The sequence below is a fragment of the Nocardioides zeae genome, from assembly GCF_030818655.1.
Lineage (GTDB): Bacteria > Actinomycetota > Actinomycetes > Propionibacteriales > Nocardioidaceae > Nocardioides > Nocardioides zeae_A.
Map to the genome: position 1 here is coordinate 3,251,722 of NZ_JAUTAN010000001.1, position 21,488 is coordinate 3,273,209.

General features: G+C 73.1%; 17 protein-coding genes. 9 read left to right on the top strand and 8 right to left on the bottom strand.

Translation table 11 applies throughout. The features are described 5' to 3' along the window. Positions 1–154: 154 nt before the first annotated feature. On the top strand, positions 155–820 hold the full coding sequence (locus QE405_RS15435) for a hypothetical protein (protein ID WP_307202319.1): 666 nt from the start codon (positions 155–157) through the stop codon (positions 818–820). A gap of 18 nt (positions 821–838) precedes the next feature. Here the strand turns inward: QE405_RS15435 and QE405_RS15440 are convergent, their stop codons facing one another. Continuing rightward, a complete protein-coding gene (locus tag QE405_RS15440) occupies positions 839–2,653 on the bottom strand; it encodes an NHL domain-containing thioredoxin family protein (RefSeq protein WP_307202321.1) in 1,815 nt (604 codons plus the stop codon). A 100-nt stretch (positions 2,654–2,753) separates the two neighbouring features. Between QE405_RS15440 and QE405_RS15445 the strand changes: the two genes are divergently transcribed. From QE405_RS15445 to QE405_RS15455, 3 genes are read left to right on the top strand one after another with little or no spacing between them, the layout of a single operon-like run. After that, positions 2,754–3,614, top strand: coding sequence for a maleylpyruvate isomerase family mycothiol-dependent enzyme (locus QE405_RS15445; protein WP_307202322.1), 861 nt, complete (start codon positions 2,754–2,756; stop codon positions 3,612–3,614). Then, positions 3,611–4,546, top strand: coding sequence for an oxidoreductase (locus QE405_RS15450; RefSeq protein WP_307202325.1), 936 nt, complete (start codon positions 3,611–3,613; stop codon positions 4,544–4,546). The genes QE405_RS15445 and QE405_RS15450 overlap by 4 nt, the downstream gene beginning before the upstream one ends. 9 nt (positions 4,547–4,555) lie before the next feature. Then, positions 4,556–5,311, top strand: a complete 756-nt coding sequence (locus QE405_RS15455; protein ID WP_307202327.1) for a hypothetical protein — start codon at positions 4,556–4,558, stop codon at positions 5,309–5,311. 4 nt (positions 5,312–5,315) lie between these two features. On the opposite strand, the gene QE405_RS15460 is transcribed toward QE405_RS15455, so the two are convergent. The 5 genes from QE405_RS15460 to QE405_RS15480 form a co-directional block, all read right to left on the bottom strand. After that, on the bottom strand, positions 5,316–6,128 hold the full coding sequence (locus QE405_RS15460; RefSeq protein WP_307202329.1) for a crotonase/enoyl-CoA hydratase family protein: 813 nt from the start codon (positions 6,126–6,128) through the stop codon (positions 5,316–5,318). Positions 6,129–6,182: 54 nt separating this feature from the next. Then, a complete protein-coding gene (locus tag QE405_RS15465; RefSeq protein ID WP_307202331.1) occupies positions 6,183–7,652 on the bottom strand; it encodes a flavin-containing monooxygenase in 1,470 nt (489 codons plus the stop codon). Positions 7,653–7,731: 79 nt separating this feature from the next. Further along, positions 7,732–9,105: a zinc ribbon domain-containing protein gene (locus QE405_RS15470; RefSeq protein ID WP_307202333.1), complete on the bottom strand. Its 1,374-nt coding sequence runs from the start codon at positions 9,103–9,105 to the stop codon at positions 7,732–7,734. Between the two features lie 35 nt (positions 9,106–9,140). After that, the gene (locus tag QE405_RS15475; RefSeq protein ID WP_307202334.1) at positions 9,141–10,400 is read right to left on the bottom strand and encodes a fatty acid desaturase family protein; all 1,260 of its coding nucleotides are present in this window, start codon (positions 10,398–10,400) and stop codon (positions 9,141–9,143) included. A 37-nt stretch (positions 10,401–10,437) separates the two neighbouring features. Further along, entirely contained in the window at positions 10,438–11,601 is a 1,164-nt protein-coding gene (locus QE405_RS15480; protein WP_307202336.1) for a ferredoxin reductase, read from the bottom strand. Between the two features lie 139 nt (positions 11,602–11,740). Here QE405_RS15480 and QE405_RS15485 point away from each other — a divergent pair, with 139 nt between their 5' ends. Next, the gene (locus QE405_RS15485) at positions 11,741–12,892 is read left to right on the top strand and encodes a helix-turn-helix domain-containing protein (RefSeq protein WP_307202338.1); all 1,152 of its coding nucleotides are present in this window, start codon (positions 11,741–11,743) and stop codon (positions 12,890–12,892) included. 152 nt (positions 12,893–13,044) lie between these two features. On the opposite strand, the gene QE405_RS15490 is transcribed toward QE405_RS15485, so the two are convergent. Beyond that, entirely contained in the window at positions 13,045–13,587 is a 543-nt protein-coding gene (locus QE405_RS15490) for a hypothetical protein (RefSeq protein ID WP_307202340.1), read from the bottom strand. Between the two features lie 374 nt (positions 13,588–13,961). Here QE405_RS15490 and QE405_RS15495 point away from each other — a divergent pair, with 374 nt between their 5' ends. Then, complete coding sequence (locus QE405_RS15495) at positions 13,962–14,870, top strand: SGNH/GDSL hydrolase family protein (protein ID WP_307202342.1); 909 nt, start codon at positions 13,962–13,964, stop codon at positions 14,868–14,870. Between the two features lie 25 nt (positions 14,871–14,895). Here the strand turns inward: QE405_RS15495 and QE405_RS15500 are convergent, their stop codons facing one another. Then, positions 14,896–16,452, bottom strand: a complete 1,557-nt coding sequence (locus tag QE405_RS15500) for an amidohydrolase (RefSeq protein WP_307202343.1) — start codon at positions 16,450–16,452, stop codon at positions 14,896–14,898. 62 nt (positions 16,453–16,514) lie between these two features. On the opposite strand from QE405_RS15500, the gene QE405_RS15505 reads away from it, so the two are divergent. From QE405_RS15505 to QE405_RS15515, 3 genes are read left to right on the top strand one after another with little or no spacing between them, the layout of a single operon-like run. Next, the gene (locus QE405_RS15505) at positions 16,515–18,158 is read left to right on the top strand and encodes a M1 family metallopeptidase (protein ID WP_307202345.1); all 1,644 of its coding nucleotides are present in this window, start codon (positions 16,515–16,517) and stop codon (positions 18,156–18,158) included. 49 nt (positions 18,159–18,207) lie between these two features. Continuing rightward, a complete protein-coding gene (gene zwf, locus QE405_RS15510) occupies positions 18,208–19,653 on the top strand; it encodes a glucose-6-phosphate dehydrogenase (RefSeq protein WP_307202348.1) in 1,446 nt (481 codons plus the stop codon). Next, the gene (locus QE405_RS15515; protein ID WP_307202350.1) at positions 19,646–21,487 is read left to right on the top strand and encodes a glycoside hydrolase family 15 protein; all 1,842 of its coding nucleotides are present in this window, start codon (positions 19,646–19,648) and stop codon (positions 21,485–21,487) included. The genes zwf and QE405_RS15515 overlap by 8 nt, the downstream gene beginning before the upstream one ends. The last annotated feature ends 1 nt before the right edge of the window (position 21,488 follow it).

Below are 21,488 nucleotides of genomic sequence, written 5' to 3' on the forward strand. Positions count from 1 at the left end.
CAAGGAAGAGTGACCTCGACCGACGCTGTCGGTCCGAGGAGTCACTGGCCGTCGACCAGGGTACGGCGCCGCGCGACCCCACCCGCAATCCCGGGGCCTGTCGGTTGGGTCACCCGTGGTCGCCCCCGAGCGGCGAGGTGGCACTCTTGGCCGGGTGAGCGAGGACCGCGACCCCCGACCGACCCTGATGCGCCGCCGCTGGTGGGTGACCTTCACGGTCCTGCTCGCGGGCCTGGTCGTGGTCGTGTGGTGGGTGCGGCAACCCGACGGCGACCCCGTCGAGGAGGAGTCCGGCGACGGCGGCTCCTCCACCGAGGGCGCGGCGGCCGACGGCTCCCTCGTCACGCCCGACACCTTCGACGCGGTCGGCGGAGGCGCCTGGACCCGCGACGTGTCGCCCGAGGCCGAGGCCCGGCTGGACGAGGCGTTCGGGGTGTTCGACGACCGCCCCGCCGGGGCGGAGGGCACGCCCGCGGGCGCGGTCTACGTCGTCGACGACAGCACCGACCTGGCGGACCAGCTCGTCGTCGCGATCTTCGTCAGCGACCAGATCGCCGCCGTCGACGCCCCTGAGCTCGCCGCGCAGACCGTCTCCTTCAACCTGGGGCAGGAGGTCGCCTCCTCCGAGGTCGACGGCGGTGGTGGCGTCGCCTGCGGCTACGTGCCCGTCGTGCTCGAGGACGAGAGCCGCGCGGAGCAGTGGTTCTGCGCCGCGGCGTACGGCGACGCGGTCGCCAACCTGCTCCTCCCCCTCTCCGTGGAGGGCGAGGAGGACGCGACGGCCCAGGCCACCGCCTTCCTCACCGCCGCCCGGGCCTAGCGCCCTGCGCTCAGCGCCTCAGGCCTCGCCCCCGAGCGGGAGGCGCAGCTCCGCCGGCGCGCCGTCGGCGACCCGCACGGGGACGCCCCAGTCCTGCTGGTGGAGGTGGCACGCCGCCCCCACGGGCACCTCGCCGTCGGTGTCGGCGTCGCACGACGCGGCCCGGGCCGCCACGTGCAGCACGCCCTCCCCGACCGCCGGGTCGAGCTCGAGCTCCCGCGTCAACGGGATCGCGCGTCCGTCGCCGCCGCGGAGGAGGGCGGGCGGCGTCGCCCTCACGAGGAGCTGCGTCGCCGGCCCGAACCGCTCGTCGACCTTCTGTCCCGGCGGCGGCACGAACGGGACCACCAACCGGAGCCGGGCCGCCACCTCGGTGACCGGCCGCTGCGTGCGGTGGGCGAAGCCCGCGGTGGTCACGGCCGACCCCAGGGGCACCGTGCTCAACCGGTGCGCCGTCGACTCGACGACGACGAGGGCGTCACCCGCGACGTACGCCGCGCTCGGCTCCGCGAGACCGGTGGCCAGCGTCGTCAGCTCGCCGGCCGGGCCGGCCGCGGGGTCGAAGCGGCGGACCGCGCCGTTGTAGGTGTCGCAGACGGCGACCGACCCGTCGGGCAGGGCGGTGACGCCGAGCGGGTGCTGGAGCAGCGCTGCACCGTCGTCGGCCCCGCCCGGGCCGTCGCGGAACCCGAAGTCGAACAGCCCGGTGCCGACCGCCGTGCGGACGACCGGCCCCTCCTGCTCGTCCACCTCGATCCAGCGCAGCGACGAGGTCTCGGAGTCGGCCAGCCACAGCCGTGCGCCGTCGGGGGACACCGCCAGCCCCGACGTCTGTGCGAACCACGCCGTGGACAGCGGCCCGTCGAGGAGGCCCTCGTTGGTCGTGCCCGCGGCGACCTCGACCGCGCCCGTGCGCGGGTCGAGGGTCCACAGCTGGTGGATGCCGGCCATCGCGACCCACACGCGGTCGCGCCACCAGACGACGTCCCACGGGGAGGAGAGGCGCTCGGTGCCGTCGCCCTGCATCCACTGCTCGCCGTCGCCGGCGAGCGTGGTGACCGTGCCGTCGGCGAGGCGCAGCCCGGCGAGACGGTGGCCGACCGTGTCGGCGACGACCGCGTCGTAGCCCACCGCCGCCGCGACCTCCGCCGGCAGCAGGCAGACCCCGTTGGGCTCGCGGAAGCCGCCGAAGCGGCGCAGCACGGGGCCTTCCGGAGCAGCCAGCTCGACGACCTCGTCGTGGCCCGCGTCCGCGACGAGGACCCGGCCGTCGGGCAGCGGCACCGCCGACGCCGGGAACCGCAGGTCGCCGGGGGTGACGGGCGGCGCGACGTAGGGTGAGTCGCCCGGCTGCAGCGTGCCCCGCTCGCGGTGCTCGGCCACCAGCCGGTCGAGCAGCCGGTCGATGGCGTGGGCGTGGCCCTCCCCCGCGTAGTGCGCCACCACGTAGCCCTCCGGGTCGACGAGCACCAGCGTCGGCCACGCCCGCGCCGTGTAGGCCTGCCAGGTGAGGAGCTCGGGGTCGTCGAGCACCGGGTGGTGCACCCCGTAGCGCTCCACCGCCGCCACGAGCGCGTCGGGATCCGCCTCGTGCACGAACTTGGGGCTGTGCACGCCGACGACCGTGAGGTGCTCCGCGTGGCGCTCCTCGACGGGCCGCAGCTCGTCGAGGACGTGGAGGCAGTTGACGCAGCAGAACGTCCAGAAGTCGAGCAGCACGAACCGGCCGCGCAGCTCCGCCGCGGTCAGCGCGCGGCCTCCCGTGTTGAGCCAACCCCGCCCCCGCAGCTCGGGGGCGCGGACACGGGGCACGAGGCCGTGGTCGGTCGTCATGGGGACGACGGTAGAGGGCGGCGCCGACACCCGGGGACGGCTGTCCACAGGCGGCCCGACGCCCTGGGCCGGACGTGCGCCCGCCACTACCCTGGCGGACATGCCCACCCCTCCCCCCAGCGCCGCCGAGGTCCCCTCCGACACCGACACGACGGCCCGCCTGGCGTCCTACGTCGACGTCTGGTGGGCGGCCGTCGAGGACTTCCTCGCCCTGGCGTCGACCCTCACCCCGGAGGAGTGGCGGCTCCCGACCGACCTCCCGGGCTGGACGGCGCAGGACGTGCTCGCCCACCTCGTGCACCTGGAGTCGCTCACGGTCGGCGGTGCCCACCCCGAGGTCGAGATCGGCGACGCGCCCCACGTGCGCAACGACTTGGGGCGCTTCACCGAGCAGGGCGTGGTCGCGCGACGGGCCGACGATCCCGCCGCGCTCGTGGAGGAGCTGCGGAGCACGACGCAGGGGCGGCACGCCGAGCTCCAGGCCGACCCTCCGACCGACCCGTCCGCGACGGCGCCCGGGCCCTTCGGCCTCCTCGGGTGGGACACCGAGACGTTCCTCGGCAACCGGCCCTTCGACGTGTGGATGCACGAGCAGGACCTGCGGCGTGCCGTCGGGCGGCCGGGGGGCCTCGACGGGCTCCCCGCGGCGTACTGCGCACAGCGCCTCCTCCGCTCGGTGCCCTTCGTCGTGGGCAAGCGGGTGAAGCCGGCGCCCGGCACGTCGGTGCTGGTCGAGGTCGGGGCCCTGCCTCCCGTCGGCGTCCTCGTCGGCGAGGACGGTCGCGGCCGCCCGGTCCCCGTCGAGGAGCTCGACTCCCCCACGGCCGCGCTGCGCACCGACCTGGAGGCGTTCTGCCTCGCCTCCGGCGGCCGCGGCGACGCCGACCTCGCGCGCTGGGAGCTGTCCGGCGACGAGGACCTCGCCCGCCGCGTCATCGCGAACCTGGCGGTGACGCCGTGAAGCACGAGCCCCGCACCTGGTCCCTGGCCGAGATGCCCGACCTCGCGGGCCAGACCGCGGTCGTCACCGGCCCCACGAGCGGCCTCGGCACGGCGACGGCCCGGGAGCTGGCCCGGTCCGGCGCCCGCGTCGTGCTCGCCGGGCGCAGTCCCGAGAAGCTGGAGTCCACGGCGGGCGACATCACGCGCGCGGTGCCCGGCGCCGACCTCGAGCGGCTGGTCGTCGACCTGGCCTCCCTCGCCTCGGTGCGCACCGCGGCGGCGGAGGCGGCCCGCCTCGGCCCGATCGACTTGCTCGTCAACAACGCCGGCGTCATGGCCACCCGCGCGCAGCGCACCGAGGACGGGCTCGACCTCCAGATGGCGACCAACCACTTCGGCCACTTCCTGCTGACCGGGCTGCTCTGGCCCCAGCTCGTCGCCGACGGCGGCGGGCGGGTCGTGTCCGTGTCGTCCTTCATGCACACGGTCGCGCGGCGCGCGCCCCTCGGCGACCCGCGCACCCCGCCCCGGCGGTACTCGCGCTGGGGCGTCTACGCGCAGACGAAGCTCGCCAACCTGCTCTTCACCTACGAGCTCCAGCGCCGCGCCGAGGCGGCGGGCGTGCCGGTGCGGGCGCTGGCCGCGCACCCGGGGTACGCCGCGACCCACCTCCTGTCCTACGGCCAGACCGGTCGGGGCTCGGGCGGGCTCGCCTCGATCCTCAACGGGGTGGCGTCCGCGACAGCGCAGTCCGCCGACGACGGCGCACTGCCGACGCTGATGGCGGCCACCGCCGACCTCCGGGGTGGCACCTACTGCGGCCCGAGCGGGTTCAGCCAGCTCCGTGGCCTCCCCCGCCCGGTGGGGTCGACGACGCTGGCCCGTGACCCGGAGGCGCAGCGGCGGCTGTGGGAGATCAGCGAGGAGACGGTGGGACTCCGCTGGCCCTAGAGTTGCCGGGTGGCGGATGTTCCGACGGTGGCGGCTGATGCGCAGCCCGTCGGCCAGGGCTGGTCGTTGCACGGGGCGCCGCGGGATCACCGCGTCATCACGGACCCGACCGCCGAGGACAAGGTGACCTGGTTCGTCGACGGCGAGATCGCGGCGACCTGCAAGGACGGCGGTAGCGACACCGCCGTCCTCACCCCGGAGGACCGGGGGCTGGGCGCCCTGGCGGTCCGGCGCAGCTACTTCGGCGACGCGACCCGGGTGACCTGGTACCCGCCGACGGAAGACGGGCGGCGCCTCGGACCGCGCGCCGCCGCCCACCTCGGGCGCGGTGGGATCGACCTCGTCCCGGACGCCGGTTCTCCCGCAGCCGCACGCGAGGAGGAGGCCCGGCGGCACCCGGTCCGCACCGGGGCCCGCCACGTGGTGTCCGGCGCGGCCAAGGTCGTGCTGCCGATCGCGGGCGTGTGGGTCATGCTCCGGCTCGTGGGGCTGCTCGGCCACATCCCGCTGCCGGACCTGCCGAGCGTCCCCTGGCCCGACCTGCCGAGCATCTCGTGGCCCGACCTGCCCCGCGTCCCCTGGCCCGACCTGCCGGACCTGCCGACCTGGCACGAGCCGGAGTGGGTACGACGGGCGGCCCGGGTCGCGCCGTACCTCCTCCCCGTCGTGGTCGGCCTCGCCGTGGCCTGGGCGGAGCACCGGCGCCGTCGTGCGCAGGACCGCCGGCGCGCTGCTGCGAGCGAGTCGACGGAGACCGTCGCCTGAGCCGTCAGCGCGAGCGCGGCCCGAAGGTGGGCGCGATCTTGGCGAAGGCGGACTCGCGGGCGATGCGGGTGTTGCGCGTGGCGAGCAGGACGACCTGCTCGATGCGCTCACGCGCGAACGTGTGCCGAGCGCTCGAGGTCTGCGCGCCGTCGAACAGGCGCTTCGCGGCCGCCACTGCGTCGGGCGACTTCGCCTTGATCTCGGCCACGAGCGACTCCGCCGCGGCCACCGGGTCCGCGTCGACGCCCGTGACGAGCCCGAGGTCGAGCGCCTCCTTGCCCGAGACGATCTCAGCGGTCATCGCGAGCCGCTTGGCGACGTCGAGGCCGACGAGCTCCGAGATGCTGCGCACCCCGCTCATGTCGGGGATGAGGCCCCACTTGCCCTCGAGCACCGACCAGCGGGCGTCCGGCGTCGTGAACCGGAAGTCGGCCGCGAGCGCGATCTGCAGCCCGCCGCCGTAGCAGTGGCCGTGGACGGCCGCGATCACCGGCACCGGCAACCGCCGCCACGCCCAGCACGCCTCCTGGAAGGTGTTGGTGCCCCGGAACGGCGAGGGCACGAGGGCCCGCGCGACCCGGCCGGGCTTCTTCAGCACGGTGCCGAAGTCGAGCCCGGCGCAGAACGAGTCGCCCGCCCCGCTGAGGATCACCGCGCGGAGGCTGCGGTCGTGCCGCAGCCACCGCGCGACGCGGATCAGGTCCTCGAGGGTGTCGAGGGTGAGCGCGTTGAGCTTGTCGGGCCGGTCGAGCACGACGCGCGCGATGCCGTCCTCGACGGTGCAGGAGACGTACGTGGTGGCGGGCGACGCAGACATGGGCGCCATGCTACTCGCAGGTAACCGTTGCGTCAGCCCTCACGACCAGCCCCCTCACGACCAGGTGAGCGTGCCGTCGTCGAGGTCCGAGCGGCGCAGCGCCCGGATGTCGTAGAGGTAGTTCTGCACGACCTTCCACGGCGCCTCGGCGCCCTGCTTGGGGAGCTGGTCGACGGAGCGCTGCACGTAGCCCGCCTCGAGGCCCAGCAGGGGCGCCTCGGCGACGGTCGGGTCGCGCTCGACCTCCACCTTCCGCAGGCCCGTGGCCCGCATCCGCCCGAGCAGCCGCGAGACGTAGTCGGCGACCAGGTCGGCCTTCAGCGTCCACGAGGCGTTGGTGTAGCCGATGGTGTAGGCGAAGTTGGGCACGCCGGTGAGCATCAGCCCGCGGTAGCTCATCGTCTCGGGCAGCTTCACCTCGGCACCGTCGACCGTGAACGACAGGCCGCCGAAGGCGAGCAGGTTGAGCCCGGTCGCGGTCACGACCACGTCGGCCTCGATCTCCTCGCCGCTCTCCAGCCGGATCCCGGTGGGCGTGAACGTGGCGATCCGGCCCGTCGCGATCGACGCCTCGCCCGAGCGCAGCACCCGGTAGAGGTCGCCGTCCGGAACCACGCAGAACCGCTGGTCCCACGGGTCGTACGGCGGGTTGAAGTGCGTGTCGACGTCGAGGTCCGGCACCTGGCGCCTCGTCCACGCGCGCACCCCGCGCTTCACGACGGACGGGAACGTCTGGCTGGCGTTGAAGAAGACCATCTGCTGCAGGACGTTGCGCCACCGCGTCAGCTGGTAGGCCGTCATCTCGGGCAGCACCTTGCGCGCCAGCAGCGACAGCTGGTCGCGCGCGGGGATGGAGATGACGTAGGTCGGCGTGCGCTGCAGCATCGTCACGTGCTCGGCCGCGCCGGCCATCGAGGGCACGAGGGTGATCGCCGTGGCCCCGGAGCCGATGACGACGACCTTCTTGCCGCGGTAGTCGAGGTCCTCGGGCCACGCCTGCGGGTGGACGAGCTCGCCCTCGAACAGCTCCTCGCCCGGGAACACGGGCCGGTAGCCGGCGTCGTAGTCGTAGTAGCCCGCGCAGCAGTAGAGGAACCCGGCGGAGTACGTCGCGGTCTCGCCGTCGACGACCACCTCGACCGTCCAGCGGGAGGTCGCAGAGTCCCACGCGGCCCCGACCACCTTGTGGCCGAACCTGATCCGGTCGACCAGGTCGTGCTCGGCGGCCGTCTCCTCGACGTACTCCCGGATGGAGGCACCGTCGGCCAGCGCCTTCTCCCCGAGCCAGGGCTTGAAGCGGTAGCCGAGCGTGTACATGTCCGAGTCGGAGCGCACGCCGGGGTAGCGGAACAGGTCCCACGTGCCGCCGATGGCCTCGCGGGCCTCGAGGACCAGCAGCTCGAGGTCGGGGTGGTCACGGGTCAGCCGGGCCGCGGCACCGATGCCGGAGAGGCCGGCCCCGATGACGAGGACGTCGACGTGCTCACGCGGGGAGGGGCTGGAGGGAGCCGGGGTCTGCGCCATGCCGCGCATCATGACCCGGACCGGGCCCTGTTGTCACGCGTTCAATAGCGTGGATCGGGCCCGGTCCGGGTCACGGGGGTCACTCGTTGGTGCCGGGGATCAGCTGCAGACGGATGTTGCCGGTCGCCTGCGGGTCCTCGTCGTACTCCGTCACGACGACCGAGTAGTCGTCGCCCTGGCGCACCTGGACGAGGCAGGTCTCGTCGCCGAAGGAGCTGTCGCGGTTGCAGATCTCGTTGCCGTGCTTGTCGAAGACCTGGAGGCGGAAGTCGACCGCCGGGTCCGCGATGTTCTCGAGGAAGACGGTGAGCGAGCCGCTCGTCGTGGCGACGAACGGGGCGTTGCCGCCACCCGCCGGCATCGTCGTCTCGAGCGTCGTGCCGCCCTCGCCCCAGACGCCGGCACCCTCCGGCGCCTGCGCCGGGGTGAGCCGGGACCGGTCGGCGACGGCGAGCACCGTGCCCTCGAGGTCGCAGATGGCGTCGCTCGTGCAGCTCGAGATGTACATGCCCTCGGGGAGCACGAAGGCACCCGAGAGGTCCTCGTAGATCGCCGCGCCCATGGGCGAACCCGCCGGCAGCGGCACCGCGTCGCCCAGCTCCAGCATCTCGGCGTCGACGACGTCGACGAACACCTCGACGGTGTCGGAGCCGGCGAAGACGTTGAACTCGACCTCCTGCTCGCCCGAGCGCTCCGGGACGAAGGCCGCGAAGCCCTCCTCGCCGTACCAGCCCTGGGCCGAGGTCACCTGCATCGCGGCGTCCTCGGGGAACGGGATGCCCATGTCGTCGGAGCTGGAGAGCAGCACGATCTGGGACTCGTCCGCCTCGACCGTCAGCACGGCGGTGTCGTCGTCGACCGGGATCTCGTTGACCTCGCCGAGCGTGATGCCGGACGGGTCGGGCCCGTCGGTGCCGTCGGTGCTGCTGGTCTCGTCCGGGTCGGCCGTGTCGCGGTCGTCGTCGTCCTTGCCGTTGAAGACCGTCAGCACGAGCGTCGTGACGATGACCCCGATGACGAGCACGCCCACGACACCCCAGATGGCGATCCACTTGCCGCGGCCGCCGCCACCCCGGCCGGGCCCGGGCTGACCGACCTCGCCGTAGCCCCCGCCGTAGCCACCGCCGTAGCCACCGCCGTAGCCACCGCCGTAGCCGCCCGACTGGCCGTAGCCCGCGTCGTACCCGCCGGGCTGGCCGTAGCCCGCGTCGTACCCGCCGGGCTGGCCGTAGCCGCCCTGCGGGCCCGAGGGCGCGCCGTACGACGACGACGGCGGCAGCCCGCCGCTCACGCTCGTCGGGGCGTCGCCCGCATCAGCGGGAGCGGACGGGGAGGACGGGGAGGACGGGGAGGAACCGCCGCTGACGTGGGTCGCGTCGGCCGGGGTGCCGCACGTGTCGCAGAACGCGGCGTCGTGGGGCATCTGGTGGCCGCAGACGGCACAGGTGCTCATGGCGGGGCGGTCTACCCCGCTACCCGTGGCCTTAATCAGGCGACGCGCTCGACGTCCGCCTTCTTCTGGGCGCGGAGCCGACGGGCCTGCTGCTCGAGCCGCAGCTGGGCCACGCGGCGCACCTTGCGGTCGCCCGTCGTCATCGCCCAGAGCATCTTGAGCTGGCTCGGCAGGTTGTCCTTCGTCGTGGTCTCCAGCCAGCCGTTGGGCAGCGAGAGGCGGACGACCTTGTGCCACGCCGAGTAGACCTGCGCGGGCAGCGACGCGGAGTGGTAGTTGAGGTCGTACTTCTCGAACAGCGCCTGCACCTTGGGCGCCACCTCGGCGTACCGGTTCGACGGCAGGTCGGGGAAGAGGTGGTGCTCGATCTGGTGCGAGAGGTTGCCGGTCATGAAGTGCATGGCCTTCGAGCCGGAGATGTTGGCGGAGCCGAGCATCTGGCGCAGGTACCACTCGCCACGCGTCTCCCGCTCCGGGATCGCGGCCTTCTCGTAGGTCTCGACGCCCTCGGGGAAGTGGCCGCACATGATCACGGAGTGGCTCCACACGTTGCGGACCAGGTTGGCCGTGAAGTTGGCGGCCAGGGTCGGCAGGAACGAGCCGGTCGGCAGCGACAGCAGCGGGTGGACGACGTAGTCCTTCGTCATCTGCTTGCGGATCTTGCCGAGGGTGGCACGGGCGGCCTTCGTGAAGGACTCCGGGCGGCGGTCCTTGGGCGTCTTCAGGTTCTTGCCGAGCTCGAGGTCGTAGGCCGCGATCCCGTACTCGAAGAAGCACGCGTTGATGAAGTTCCACACGGGCTGCGCGAGGTACATCGGCACCCAGCGTTGGTCCTCGTCGACGCGCATGATGCCGTAGCCGAGGTCGTTGTCCTTGCCGACGATGTTCGTGTAGGTGTGGTGCACCTCGTTGTGGCTGTGCTTCCAGCCCTCCGCCGTCGAGGCGTTGTCCCACTCCCACGTGGTGGAGTGGATCTTCGGGTCACGCATCCAGTCCCACTGGCCGTGCATGACGTTGTGGCCGATCTCCATGTTCTCGATGATCTTGGCGATCGAGAGGCCGATGGTGCCGGCGACGAACGCCGGCGGGAACGCGCTGGCGAGCAGCACGGCGCGGGAGCCCAGCTCCAGCTTGCGCTGGGCGTCGATGACCTTGCGGATGTACGCCGCGTCGCGCTCCCCGCGGGTGTCGAGCACCTCCTGGCGGATCGCGTCCAGCTCGATGCCCAGCTGCTCGATGTCCTCGGGCGTGAGGTGGGCGACGGGGTTCTCGTCCTTCTTGGTGACGACGGTCATGTCGACTCTCCCTTTCGCTTGCGTGGCTCGGCGACGATCAGACGTCGAGGTGGCACGGGCCGGCGGCGGCCGTGATGCAGGTCTGGATGCGGATGCCCTCCGGCCCGGTCTCCCCGGGCACGGCGGTGGTGAGGGCCCCGTTGCGCAGGTCGCGCACCGAGCCCTCCGTGAGCGGGACGACGCAGCCGAAGCAGACGCCCATGCGGCAGCCGCTCGGCATGAGGACGCCGGCGGACTCGCCCGCGTCGAGGAGCGTGGTGGCGCCGTCGGTCTCGATGCTCGCGCCCCCGGCGAAGGTGACTTCGCCGCCCTCGCCGACGACGAGCGTCGCGGGCCGGAACTGCTCGGTGTAGAGCACGAGGTCGCGCGCCGCGTGGTGGGTCTCGAGCGCGTCGAGGAGGCCACCCGGACCGCAGGCGTACGTCGCACGCTCGCCCAGGTCGGGCACCAGGTCGCCGAGCGTGTCGACGTCGAGGAGGCCGTGCACGTCGTCGTACCGCGCCACGAGGTGGATCGCGCCGGCGGCGTCGAGGGCCTCGAGGTCGCGGATGAAGATCGAGTCGGGGCGGCTCGGCGCGACGTGGACGACCGTGATGTCGAGGTGGGCGCTGCGGGCGGGCCGCACGACGCCGCTGTCGGTCACGGGGAACAGGTTGCGCAGCATCCCGACGACGGGGGTGACGCCGGAGCCGGCGGTCACGAAGAGCAGCTTGGCGGTGGCGGGGCCGTCGGTGACCTCGGGGGCCAGCACGAACTCGCCGGTCGCCTGCTCGAGGTGGACGAGGGTGCCGACCTGCACGCGGTGCACGAGGTGGTGGGAGACGACGCCGTCGGGCACGGCCTTCACCGTGATCGAGATGTTGCCGTCGGGGCGCGGGCCGTGGGTGAGCGAGTAGGCGCGCCACTGGCGGACGCCGTCGACGTCGATGCCGACCCGCACGTACTGGCCCGGCACGTGCCCGGCCCAGTCGCGGCCGGGGCGGATGACGATGGTGGCGGCGTCGGCCGTCTCGGGCGTGACGGCGACGACCCTGCCCCGCAGCTCGGCGCCCGCACGGAGCGGGTTGAAGAGGTCCAGGTAGTCGGCCGGCACGAGCGGGGTGACCGCCGCGTTCGCGATCCGCTCGAGGCGCGCACGGAGCGTCGTGGAGCCTGCGCGCCGACGGGTCGTCGACGTCAGCAGGGGCACAGAGGAGCTCATGCGTCCATCGTGGGGGCACGGGCGCTCGATGTCGTCACGCTCCGCAGGTGAAGTTGCGGCATAATGTTGTTCGCTCAGAACAAACCGGAGGTGGTCCATGGATCCCACAGACGACGCAGTCACTCTCTCGGAGGGAGCCGTGACCGCGCTGCGCGGCGCGCTCCCCGACGTCGCCGACCGCACCGTCGACGCCATCATCACCGAGGTCCCCAGCTACGAGAACGCCCTGTCCGGGCCGATGGGCGCCACCATCCGCCAGGCCGTGCAGCTCGCCCTCGGCGGGTTCGTCGCCCTCGTCTCCGGCACCTCCGCCGCCGCCGGCCGACGCCGCGACCCCCGACGACCGGCGACGGCGTCGACGCGCGGGGCCTACGACCTGGGCCGGGGCGAGGCGCGCAGCGGGCGGTCGATGGAGGCGCTGCTCGCGGCGTACCGCATCGGGGCCCGCGTCTCCTGGCGCGAGCTGTCCCGCGTCGCCGTCGACCACGGCGTCGGCGCCCGGATGCTGGCCGAGTTCGCGGAGCTCGTCTTCGCCTTCATCGACGAGCTCTCCGCCGCCAGCGCGGCCGGGCACGCCGACGAGCTGGCCGCGAGCGGCCGCGTGCGGCGCCGCCGCCTGGAGCGGATCGCGGCCCTGCTGCTCGAGCGCGCTCCCGCGGACGCGGTGCACGCGGTCGTCGCCTCGACCGACTGGGAGCCGCCGGAGACGCTCACCGCGCTCGTCGTGCGCAGCGACCAGGTCCGCGCCGTGCTCACGACGGTGGACCCCACCACCCTGCAGCCCGCCGACGAGCTCCCCGCCCTCGCCGACGGCGAGCGCGCGCTCCTGCTCGTGCCCGACGTGCGGCGCGCGGTGCTGCTCGAGCAGCTCGGCCGGTACGACGCGGTCGTCGGCCCGACGGTGCCGTGGCTCGACGTGCGCACGTCGTACGACCGGGTCGAGCGCGCCCTCGGTCTCCACGGGCCCGACGGGCTGGACCGCTCGGACGGGCTCCTCGACACCGACGACGTGCTCGTCGACCTCGTCGTCCACGCCGATCCCGCCGCCCGCGCCGCCCTGCGCGCCCGGGCTCTCGCGCCGCTCGCAAGCGTGCGCGCCGACACCGCGGCCCGCCTCGAGGAGACGCTCCGCGCGTGGCTGCTCCACCAGGGCCGCCGCGAGGAGGTGGCCGCGGCGCTGTTCGTGCACCCCCAGACCGTGCGCTACCGCATGGGACGCGTGCGCGAGCTGTGGGGCGACACGCTCGGCGACCCCGACGTCGTGCGCGAGCTGGTGGTGGCGTTGGCGTGAACGGGCTCCGGCGGCGCGGCCTCAGCGCGATCGTCGAGCAAAGGTGCTGATAGCGCGGGTAAGACTCGACCCGGGCTGTCCCAGCCGCACAGTTCCGGGACTCGGGCCTGGCGGTCGTCGACGCGTCGAGCGCGGTCGGCCACCGTCGAGGTTCAGCCCGTGGCTGAGCTCTCGAGCTCGTCGACGAGGTTCTGGAAGCTGCCGGGGCTCGTCGTAGCCGTCGCCTCGTTGCCGGCCAGCTCGGCAGCGTGGATGGTCCAGTACGAGACGTCCTCGTCCTGCGCCCGAAGGGAGACCGTGCAGCCGTTCGTCGTCTCGACGAGGGAGCCCTGGACGGTGAAGCTCGCCAGCGGGGCACCGGCAGGGCGCCCCGCCTCGTAGTCCGCGACCTCGAACGGCGAGCCGTACTGCTCCTCCTCGTCTTCAGGGACCGCGTTGCCGATCGCGATGATGCGGGTCCCCGTGGGGACGGCACGCTCCAGCTCGCCGAGCGTCGGGACACTTCCCACTGCGGCGCCGTCGGGGCCGACCGGATCCGACCCGAGGCTGACGGCGACGTACGCGACGTCGCGCTGGGAGGGATCAGCGATCCTGGCAGCGAGGTCGACCTGGACGGTGACGGTGGCGTAGCGCGTGACCATGTCACCGGTGTTGACGGAGCGGCCCTCGGACCAGCCGGTCACACGTCCTGCCACCGCGACATCGTGCTGCTCGACTGCGGCTGACAGGTTCGGCAACACGTTGTAGTCGTAGTAGCCACTCCCGCGAACCACCTCGGCTCGACTCCACCACCGCAATCGCCCGCCACCAGACGCGAGCTCTCGGAACTCGCGGCGTTGGTCGACGTTGCCTCCGAACCACACCCGGCCTGCGCGAACAGGACGACGGACAGCGCGGGGGCAAGCACGTTCTTCTTCTTCACTGTCCTCGCTCCTCAGCTGCGTCACGTGTGCTGCCGAGGAGACGCGGTGGGGCACCAGTCGGTTCCACCCACACTTCGTCTTCTCGAGCTCGTCGATCGCGGCCGACAGACACGCACCGACGACCCCCAGCACGGATACTGGTCCCCATGACCTCGCTCCCCCGCCGTGTCGTCGCCGGCCTCGCGTTCGCCCTCGTCCTCACCGGGTGCAGCGGCAACGACTCCGACGGCCCGAGCGTCGCGACGGCGGAGCCCTCGTCCGAGGCCCCCGGAGCGGACGGCCCCGAGGTGCGCACGGACGACTCCGACGACTTCGCGGACCAGTCCTACGTCGCGATGGGCGACTCCTACACCGCCGCCCCCGGCGTGGAGCCGGCCGACGACGCCTCGGGCCTGTGCGGGCGCTCCGAGGTGAACTACCCCCACCTGGTGCAGGGCGCGTTCGGCGGCTCCGAGCTCACGGACGTGTCGTGCTCGGGCGCGACCACGGCGGACCTCCTCGCGCCGCAGGCCCTGGCGACGGGCGACGTGCCCGCCCAGATCGACGCCGTCACCGCGGACACCGACATCGTCACGATCAGCACGGGCGGCAACGACTTCGGCGCCTTCGCGCTGCTGGCGGGCGACTGCGTGCAGACGGGTTGCGAGGACATCGACATCGCCGCGGTGCAGGAGGGCCTCGCCCAGCTGTCGACCAACCTGGCCGGCGCCATCGCGCAGGTGCAGGAGCGGGCGCCGGAGGCGCGGGTGCTCGTCATCGGCTACCCGCAGGTCGTGCCCGCCGGCACCGAGGGCTGCGACGACGTGCCGCTCGACGCGCAGACCCTCGGCCTGGCCCGGCTCCTCAACCAGGAGCTCGCCAACGCGCAGGAGCGCGCCGCCGAGACCGCCGGGGTCGAGTTCGTCGACCTCTTCGCGGCCACGCAGGGCCACGCGCTCTGCTCCGACGAGCCGTGGATCAACGGCGGCGACACCGACGGTGCCGTCCCCTACCACCCGCTCGAGTCCGGCCAGCGCGCCGCCGCGGCGGCGATCGTGGAGCTCCTGGACAGCTGAGCCCCGGCCCACCGGGGCCAGGGGGTCAGCCCAGCTCGATCCCCGCGCCGTACACGGCCTCACCGGCGACGTACGTCGCGGCCACCGGCATCTCCCGCAGCCACGCGCCCTGCTCGGCGGTGGAGCCGAACGCGGCGTACGGGTCCGCGTCGAGCAGCACGAGGTCACCCGGGTGGCCAGGGGCGACGGTGCCCCAGCCATCGGTGGACGCGGCCAGCGCCTCGGCCACGGTGAGCGCCTGCTCGCCGTGCCACGGCTCGCGCTCGTCGGCGCTGCGGTGCACGGCCGCGGCCATCGCGAGCCACGGGTCGAGCGGGGAGACGGGCGCGTCGGAGCCGAGCACGAGCTCGACGCCGTCGTCGAGCATCCAGCGGAACGCGAAGCAGCGGCTCGCGCGCTCCTGCCAGATCTTCTCCGTGAGGTCGCGGTCGTCGAGCAGGTGCGCGGGCTGCACGCTGGCGCGGATGCCCAGCTCGGCCATGCGCCGCGAGTCGGCCCGGCCGACCATCTGGGCGTGCTCGATGGAGCCCCGCGCCCCCGTCGTCGCGTACGCCGCGAGCGCGGCCGCCACCGCCGCGTCGCCGATCGCGTGGGTCGCCACCTCGAGGCCCGCGGCGTGCGCACGCTCGAGGAGGGACCGCAGCTCCGCGCCGGACAGGTTGGGCTGACCGGCGGGGTACTCCAGCCGGTGGGCGTCGGCGTAGGGCTCGCAGCACCACGCCGTCCGGGTGTTGAGCGACCCGTCGGAGATGATCTTGAGCGGCCCCATCTGCAGGCGGTCGTCGTGCGGGCCCGTCACGTCGGCGACGCCCGGCAGCACGTCCCCCGTGCGCAGGCCGAGGGAGAGCACCTGGTCGAGCCCCTCGGCGTACGTCGACATCCGCACCCGCAGCCGGTCGCACCCCTGCTCCCAGCGGTGCAGCCAGTCGGCGGCGCCGCCGGAGAACTCAAGGTCGACGAGACCGACGACGCCGAGCGAGGCGGCGGTGTCGAGGGCGCGCCGGTATGCCGCGGGCGACGTGCCGTCGTCGCCGACGAGGGTGGAGAGGCGGGCGTACGCCGCGAACCACTCCGCCTCGCGCACCACCGAGTCCCGCACGGGCATGGCGAGGTGGAGCAGCGCCGTCGTGTTGAGCCAGGCGTGGTGGCCGTCGCCGGAGATGAGGACGACGGGGGTGTCGCCCGAGACGGCGTCGAGCTCGCTGACCGTGACGTCACGCTCCCAGCCGCCGGAGCGGTGTCCCCAGCCGATGACCGGATGCCCGGGCTGCTCGGCGAGCCGCTCGGCGACCATCCTGGTCGCGTCCTCGGGCGAGCGGGCGCCGGCGAGGTCGAGGCGCTGGGACGCGAGCGTCCACTGGCCGAGGTGCACGTGCTGGTCCCAGAGGCCCGGGATGAGCCAGCGCCCCTCGGCGTCGACGACCTCGGCCGCGGTCGCACCGGGGTGGACGGGCAGGTCGGGGCCGACCGCGGTGACGCGACCGTCCGTCACCACCACGTCGACGGGACGGGGCGAGGGCCCGGCGGTGACACCGGGCCCGACGGGCACCAGGCGGGCCTGGCGGATGAGCAGCGTGGACACGGGGCGCAACGGTAGCGAGCGTTGGTGACGCGCAGCGCTTTCCGGCCGGGCAGACTGGTCACATGTCGTCGCCGCTGCCCCCGCCGCCCCCTCGGTCCAGCAGCCGGTCCAGCAGTCGGTCCCGCAGCCGGTCGCAGGGACGCGGGACGGTCGTCATCGCCTTCGTCGTCGCGTTCGTGCTGGCCTCGGTGACGTCGCTGGCGGTGATCCTCGTGGTCGACCAGGTGCGGGACCGCCAGGCGGACGACCGCAGCGAGGACCGGTCCGACTCCCCGTCCGACGGCTCCGCCGACGATCCCGAGGACCCCGCCGACCGCGGGGGCGAGCCCGTCGACGTACCGGAGCTCGCGGCGCCCACGGAGCCGGCGCTCGCGGCGGCAGTGAGCGAGCCGCGTGAGGACTCGGTCTACCCGGAGGTCGGCGACCCCGGGGTGGACGCGCTGCACTACGCGATCGACTTCTCGTGGTTCCCCGACGACGACGAGTTCACGGCGACGACGGCGGTGACCTTCCGCGCGACGACCACGGCGGAGCGGTTCCAGCTCGACCTGGCGGAGCACCTCGACGTCGCGTCCGTCTCCGTGGACGGCGAGCCGACCGACGCCTTCGAGCACGACGGCAAGGACCTCGTGGTGGACGTCCCGGTGACCGCCGACGAGCGGTACGTCGTGGAGGTCGCCTACGGCGGCCCGCCCCAGCCGGTCGACGCGCCGACCACGCGGTCCGACTTCGAGGGCGTGGGCCTGCAGCGCTCCGACTCGTCCGGCTACGACGGCTGGCTGTGGACGATGCAGGAGCCGTACGGCGCGTTCACCTGGTATCCCGTCAACGACCAGCCCGCCGACAAGGCGATCTACGACATCACCGTGCACACGGCGCCCGACTGGCAGGGCGTCGCGAACGGCGTGCTGACCTTCTCCGAGGCGAACGACGTCGAGTCAGTCAACCGGTTCCACGCGGACGCCCCCATGTCGTCGTACCTGTCGACGATCGCCGTCGGCGACTACGAGCTGACGGAGGACGAGAGCGACTCGGGCGTCCCGCTGGCCTACTGGACCCCGTCCGGCGACGAGAGCATCCTCGCGGCGATCGAGGAGACGAAGGACGCGCTCGCCTGGGTGGAGGAGAAGCTCGGGCCCTACCCGTTCGACAGCCTCGGCTCCGTCGTCGTCGACTCCGAGAGCGCCATGGAGACCCAGACGATGATCACCTACGGCAACACCGGCTACACCCTGTCGCCCGAGGTGATCGTGCACGAGATCGTCCACCAGTGGTACGGCGACAAGGTGTCCCCCAACGACTGGCGCGACGTCTGGATGAACGAGGGCATGGCCATGTACCTCCAGATGCTCTACGAGGCGGAGGACCTCGAGGTCGACCCCGACGAGTACGTCGCGATCTACGGCGCCGAGGACCAGTCCTACCGCGACGAGGCCGGTCCGCCGGCCGACTGGGACCCGGACCAGTTCGGCCAGTCGAACATCTACGTGCCGCCGGGCGTCATGTGGCACGAGCTGCGCACGCGGCTCGGCGACGAGGTCTTCTGGGAGATGACCCGGGCGTGGCCGTACGCCGCGGGCGACGCCTTCGTCTCCACGGGGCGCGAGGAGTACTGGGCCTGGCTGTCCGAGCAGGCCGGCGGCGACCTGACGCCGTTCCTCACGGAGTGGCTGCTGGGCGAGACCGAGCCGGCCACGACGTTCTGACGGGCAGGCCCACCCGTGCGGGTTGGAGCGCGGGGGTAGCAAAGGGGGCATGACGGACACCTCCGGCGCGGCCGGCTCGAACGGTTCGACCCCTCCGCCCAGCGTGATCGTGCTCTTCGGAGCCACCGGTGACCTGGCCAAGCGCAAGCTCTTCCCCGCGTTCCTCCGCCTCGCCGCGTCGGAGTGGCTGCCGGAGTCCTACGCGATCATCGGCTCGGGCCGGCACTCGCCCGGCACCGACGACGAGTTCCGCGACCAGGTGCGCGAGGCGCTGCAGGAGAAGGCGGACGACGACGAGCGCGACGCCGTCGACGGGCTGGTGGAACGTCTCAGCTTCCAGACGGCGTCGGCGGACGACGGGTCCGACCTGGCCGCCGCGATCGGCGAGGCCGAGAAGAAGGTCGCCGAGGAGGCGGGCGCCGACGTCGCCGACGTGCGGCGGCTCGTCTACCTGTCGGTGCCGCCGTCGGCGATGACGGACATGATCGGCATGCTCGACCGGGAGGGCATCACCGAGCGCGCCCGGCTCGTCGTGGAGAAGCCGTTCGGCCTCGACCTCGCCTCGGCGGAGGAGCTCGACGGCGTGCTGCTCGACGCGGTCGACGAGGAGCAGGTCTTCCGCATCGACCACTTCCTCGGCAAGGAGGCGGTGCAGAACATCCTGGCGCTCCGCTTCGCCAACGGGCTCTTCGAGCCGGCGTGGGACCGCCGCTCCATCGCGTCGGTGCAGATCGACGTGCCCGAGGAGCTGACCATCGAGGGCCGGGCGGGCTTCTACGAGTCCACCGGGTGCCTGCGGGACATGATCTCGACGCACCTCTGCCAGCTGCTCGGGTTCGTCGCGATGGAGGACCCCGGGGCGTTCGAGGCGCAGGCGGTCCGGGACACCAAGGCGGCGCTGTTCCGCGACGTACGGCCGCTGGACCCGACCCGTGTGGTGTTCGGGCAGTACGAGGGCTACCGCGACGAGGAGGACGTCGACGACGAGTCGACGGTCGAGACCTTCGTGGCGGCCGAGGTGTTCGTCGACAACGACCGGTGGCGCGACGTGCCGTTCCTGCTGCGCACGGGCAAGGCGCTGGCGGAGGGGCGACGGACGATCACGCTGCGGTTCCGCGATCCCGAGTCCGACATGTTCGAGGAGCCGTCGTGCGGCAACGAGCTCGTGCTCGAGCTGACCGACGAGCCCCAGATCACCGTCGACGTGCGGACGAAGAAGCCCGGTCGGGCCTTCGACATCACGATGGCGACCATGCAGGTGCAGGTGCACGGCACGGAGGAGTCGTTCCCCCTGGAGGCCTACGAGCGCCTGCTGCTCGACGTGCTCCACGGCGACCAGACCCTCTTCACGCGCTCCGACGAGGTCGAGCGGCTGTGGGAGGTCTGCCAGCCGGTGCTGGACGACCGGCCCGAGGTGCACTCCTACGAGCAGGGCTCGTGGGGCCCGCAGGCCGCGCTCGACCTCGCCCCGGGCGGGTGGCGGCTCGGTGGTTGAGTCCCGCACGGCCGGTGACGCCCCCGACATCGCCGCGCACGGCATCATCGGGGACCTCCGCTCGGCGGCCCTCGTCTCCACCGACGGGACCATCGACTGGTTCTGCCCCGAGCGCTTCGACCGGCCGAGCGTGTTCGCCTCGATCCTCGACGAGGAGCGCGGCGGCGCCTGGCGGCTCGCGCCCACGGGCGAGGTGACGCGCACGCAGCAGTACTACCTGCCCGACACCGCCGTGCTCGTCACCCGCTTCCTCACGCCCGACGGCGTGATCGAGGTGCAGGACTTCATGCCGGTGCTGCAGGCCCACGACCCCGACCACCAGCAGCGGCTGGTGCGGCGGGTCGCCGCGGTGCGCGGGCGGGTGCCGATCGCCACCGCGGTCGAGGTGCGGCACGACTACGGCGCCAGCGCCGCCGAGCCGGTCGCGGTCGAGGCGGGGGTCCACATCCCCGACGGGCACGTCGACCTCATGCTCACCTCGACGCATCCCCTGACCATCGACGAGGGGGTCGTGCGCGGCGAGGTGACGCTCGAGGACGGCGAGGTCGCCCTCTTCGTGCTCGAGGTCGTGCCCAAGGGCGAGGACCCGGAGCCCTGCGCCGTCGACGACACCGAGCGGCTGCTCGACCTGACGTCGGCCTACTGGCGCGGCTGGCTCGCCACGTCGTCGTACGCCGGCCGCTGGCGCAGCACCATCGAGCGCTCGGCGATCACGCTCAAGCTGATGTGCCACGAGCCCACGGGCGGGGTCATCGCGTCGCCGACCACCAGCCTGCCCGAGGAGATCGGCGGCGGTCGCAACTGGGACTACCGCTACGTGTGGGTGCGCGACGCCGCGTTCACCCTCTACGGGCTGCTGCGGCTCGGGTTCACCGACGAGGCGGGCGCGTTCACGGCCTGGTTGTCGAAGCGCATCGGGGAGGCGGACGCCGACCACCCGACGTACGAGAAGCTGGGACCGCTGCGGGTGCTCTACGACCTCGACGGCAAGGTGCCCACCGAGGAGCACGAGCTCGACCACCTCATCGGGCACCGCGGCTCCCGGCCCGTGCGGGTCGGCAACGCGGCGGTCGAGCAGCTGCAGCTGGACATCTACGGCGAGCTGATCGACTCGATCTACCTCTTCGACAAGTACGGCAGCGGCATCAGCCACGACGGCTGGACCGACCTCGTCACCGTGCTCGACTGGATCATCGGGAACTGGGAGCGTGACGACCACGGCATGTGGGAGATCCGCGAGGACCCGCGGCCGCACACCAGCTCGCGCCTCATGTGCTGGGTCGCGGTGGAGCGGATGATCCGCGTCGCCCGCAAGCGCGGCCTGCCCGGCGACATCGCCGCCTGGGGGAAGGTGCGCGACGAGATCTACGAGCGGATCATGAGCGCCTCGTGGAACGACGAGCTGCAGTCGTTCACCCAGACCGAGGGCGGCGACGTGCTCGACGCGGGGCTGCTGCTCATGCCGCTCGTGAAGTTCACGGCCCCCGGGGACCCGCGCTTCCTCTCGACCCTCGCGGCCGTCGAGGAGCACCTCGTCACCGACTCGCTCGTGTTCCGCTACGACCCCGGCGCCGACGGCTCTTCCGACGGGCTCGACGGCGCGGAGGGCACGTTCTCCATGTGCTCGTTCTGGTACGTCGAGGCGCTCACCCGCGCGGGCCGGCACGACGAGGCGCGGCTGGCGTTCGAGAAGATGCTGACCTACGGGAACCACCTCGGGCTGTACGCCGAGCAGGTCGGGCTGACCGGCGAGCAGCTGGGCAACTTCCCCCAGGCCTTCACGCACCTGTCGTTGATCTCGGCCGCGACGAACCTGGACCGGGCGCTCGGCTAGG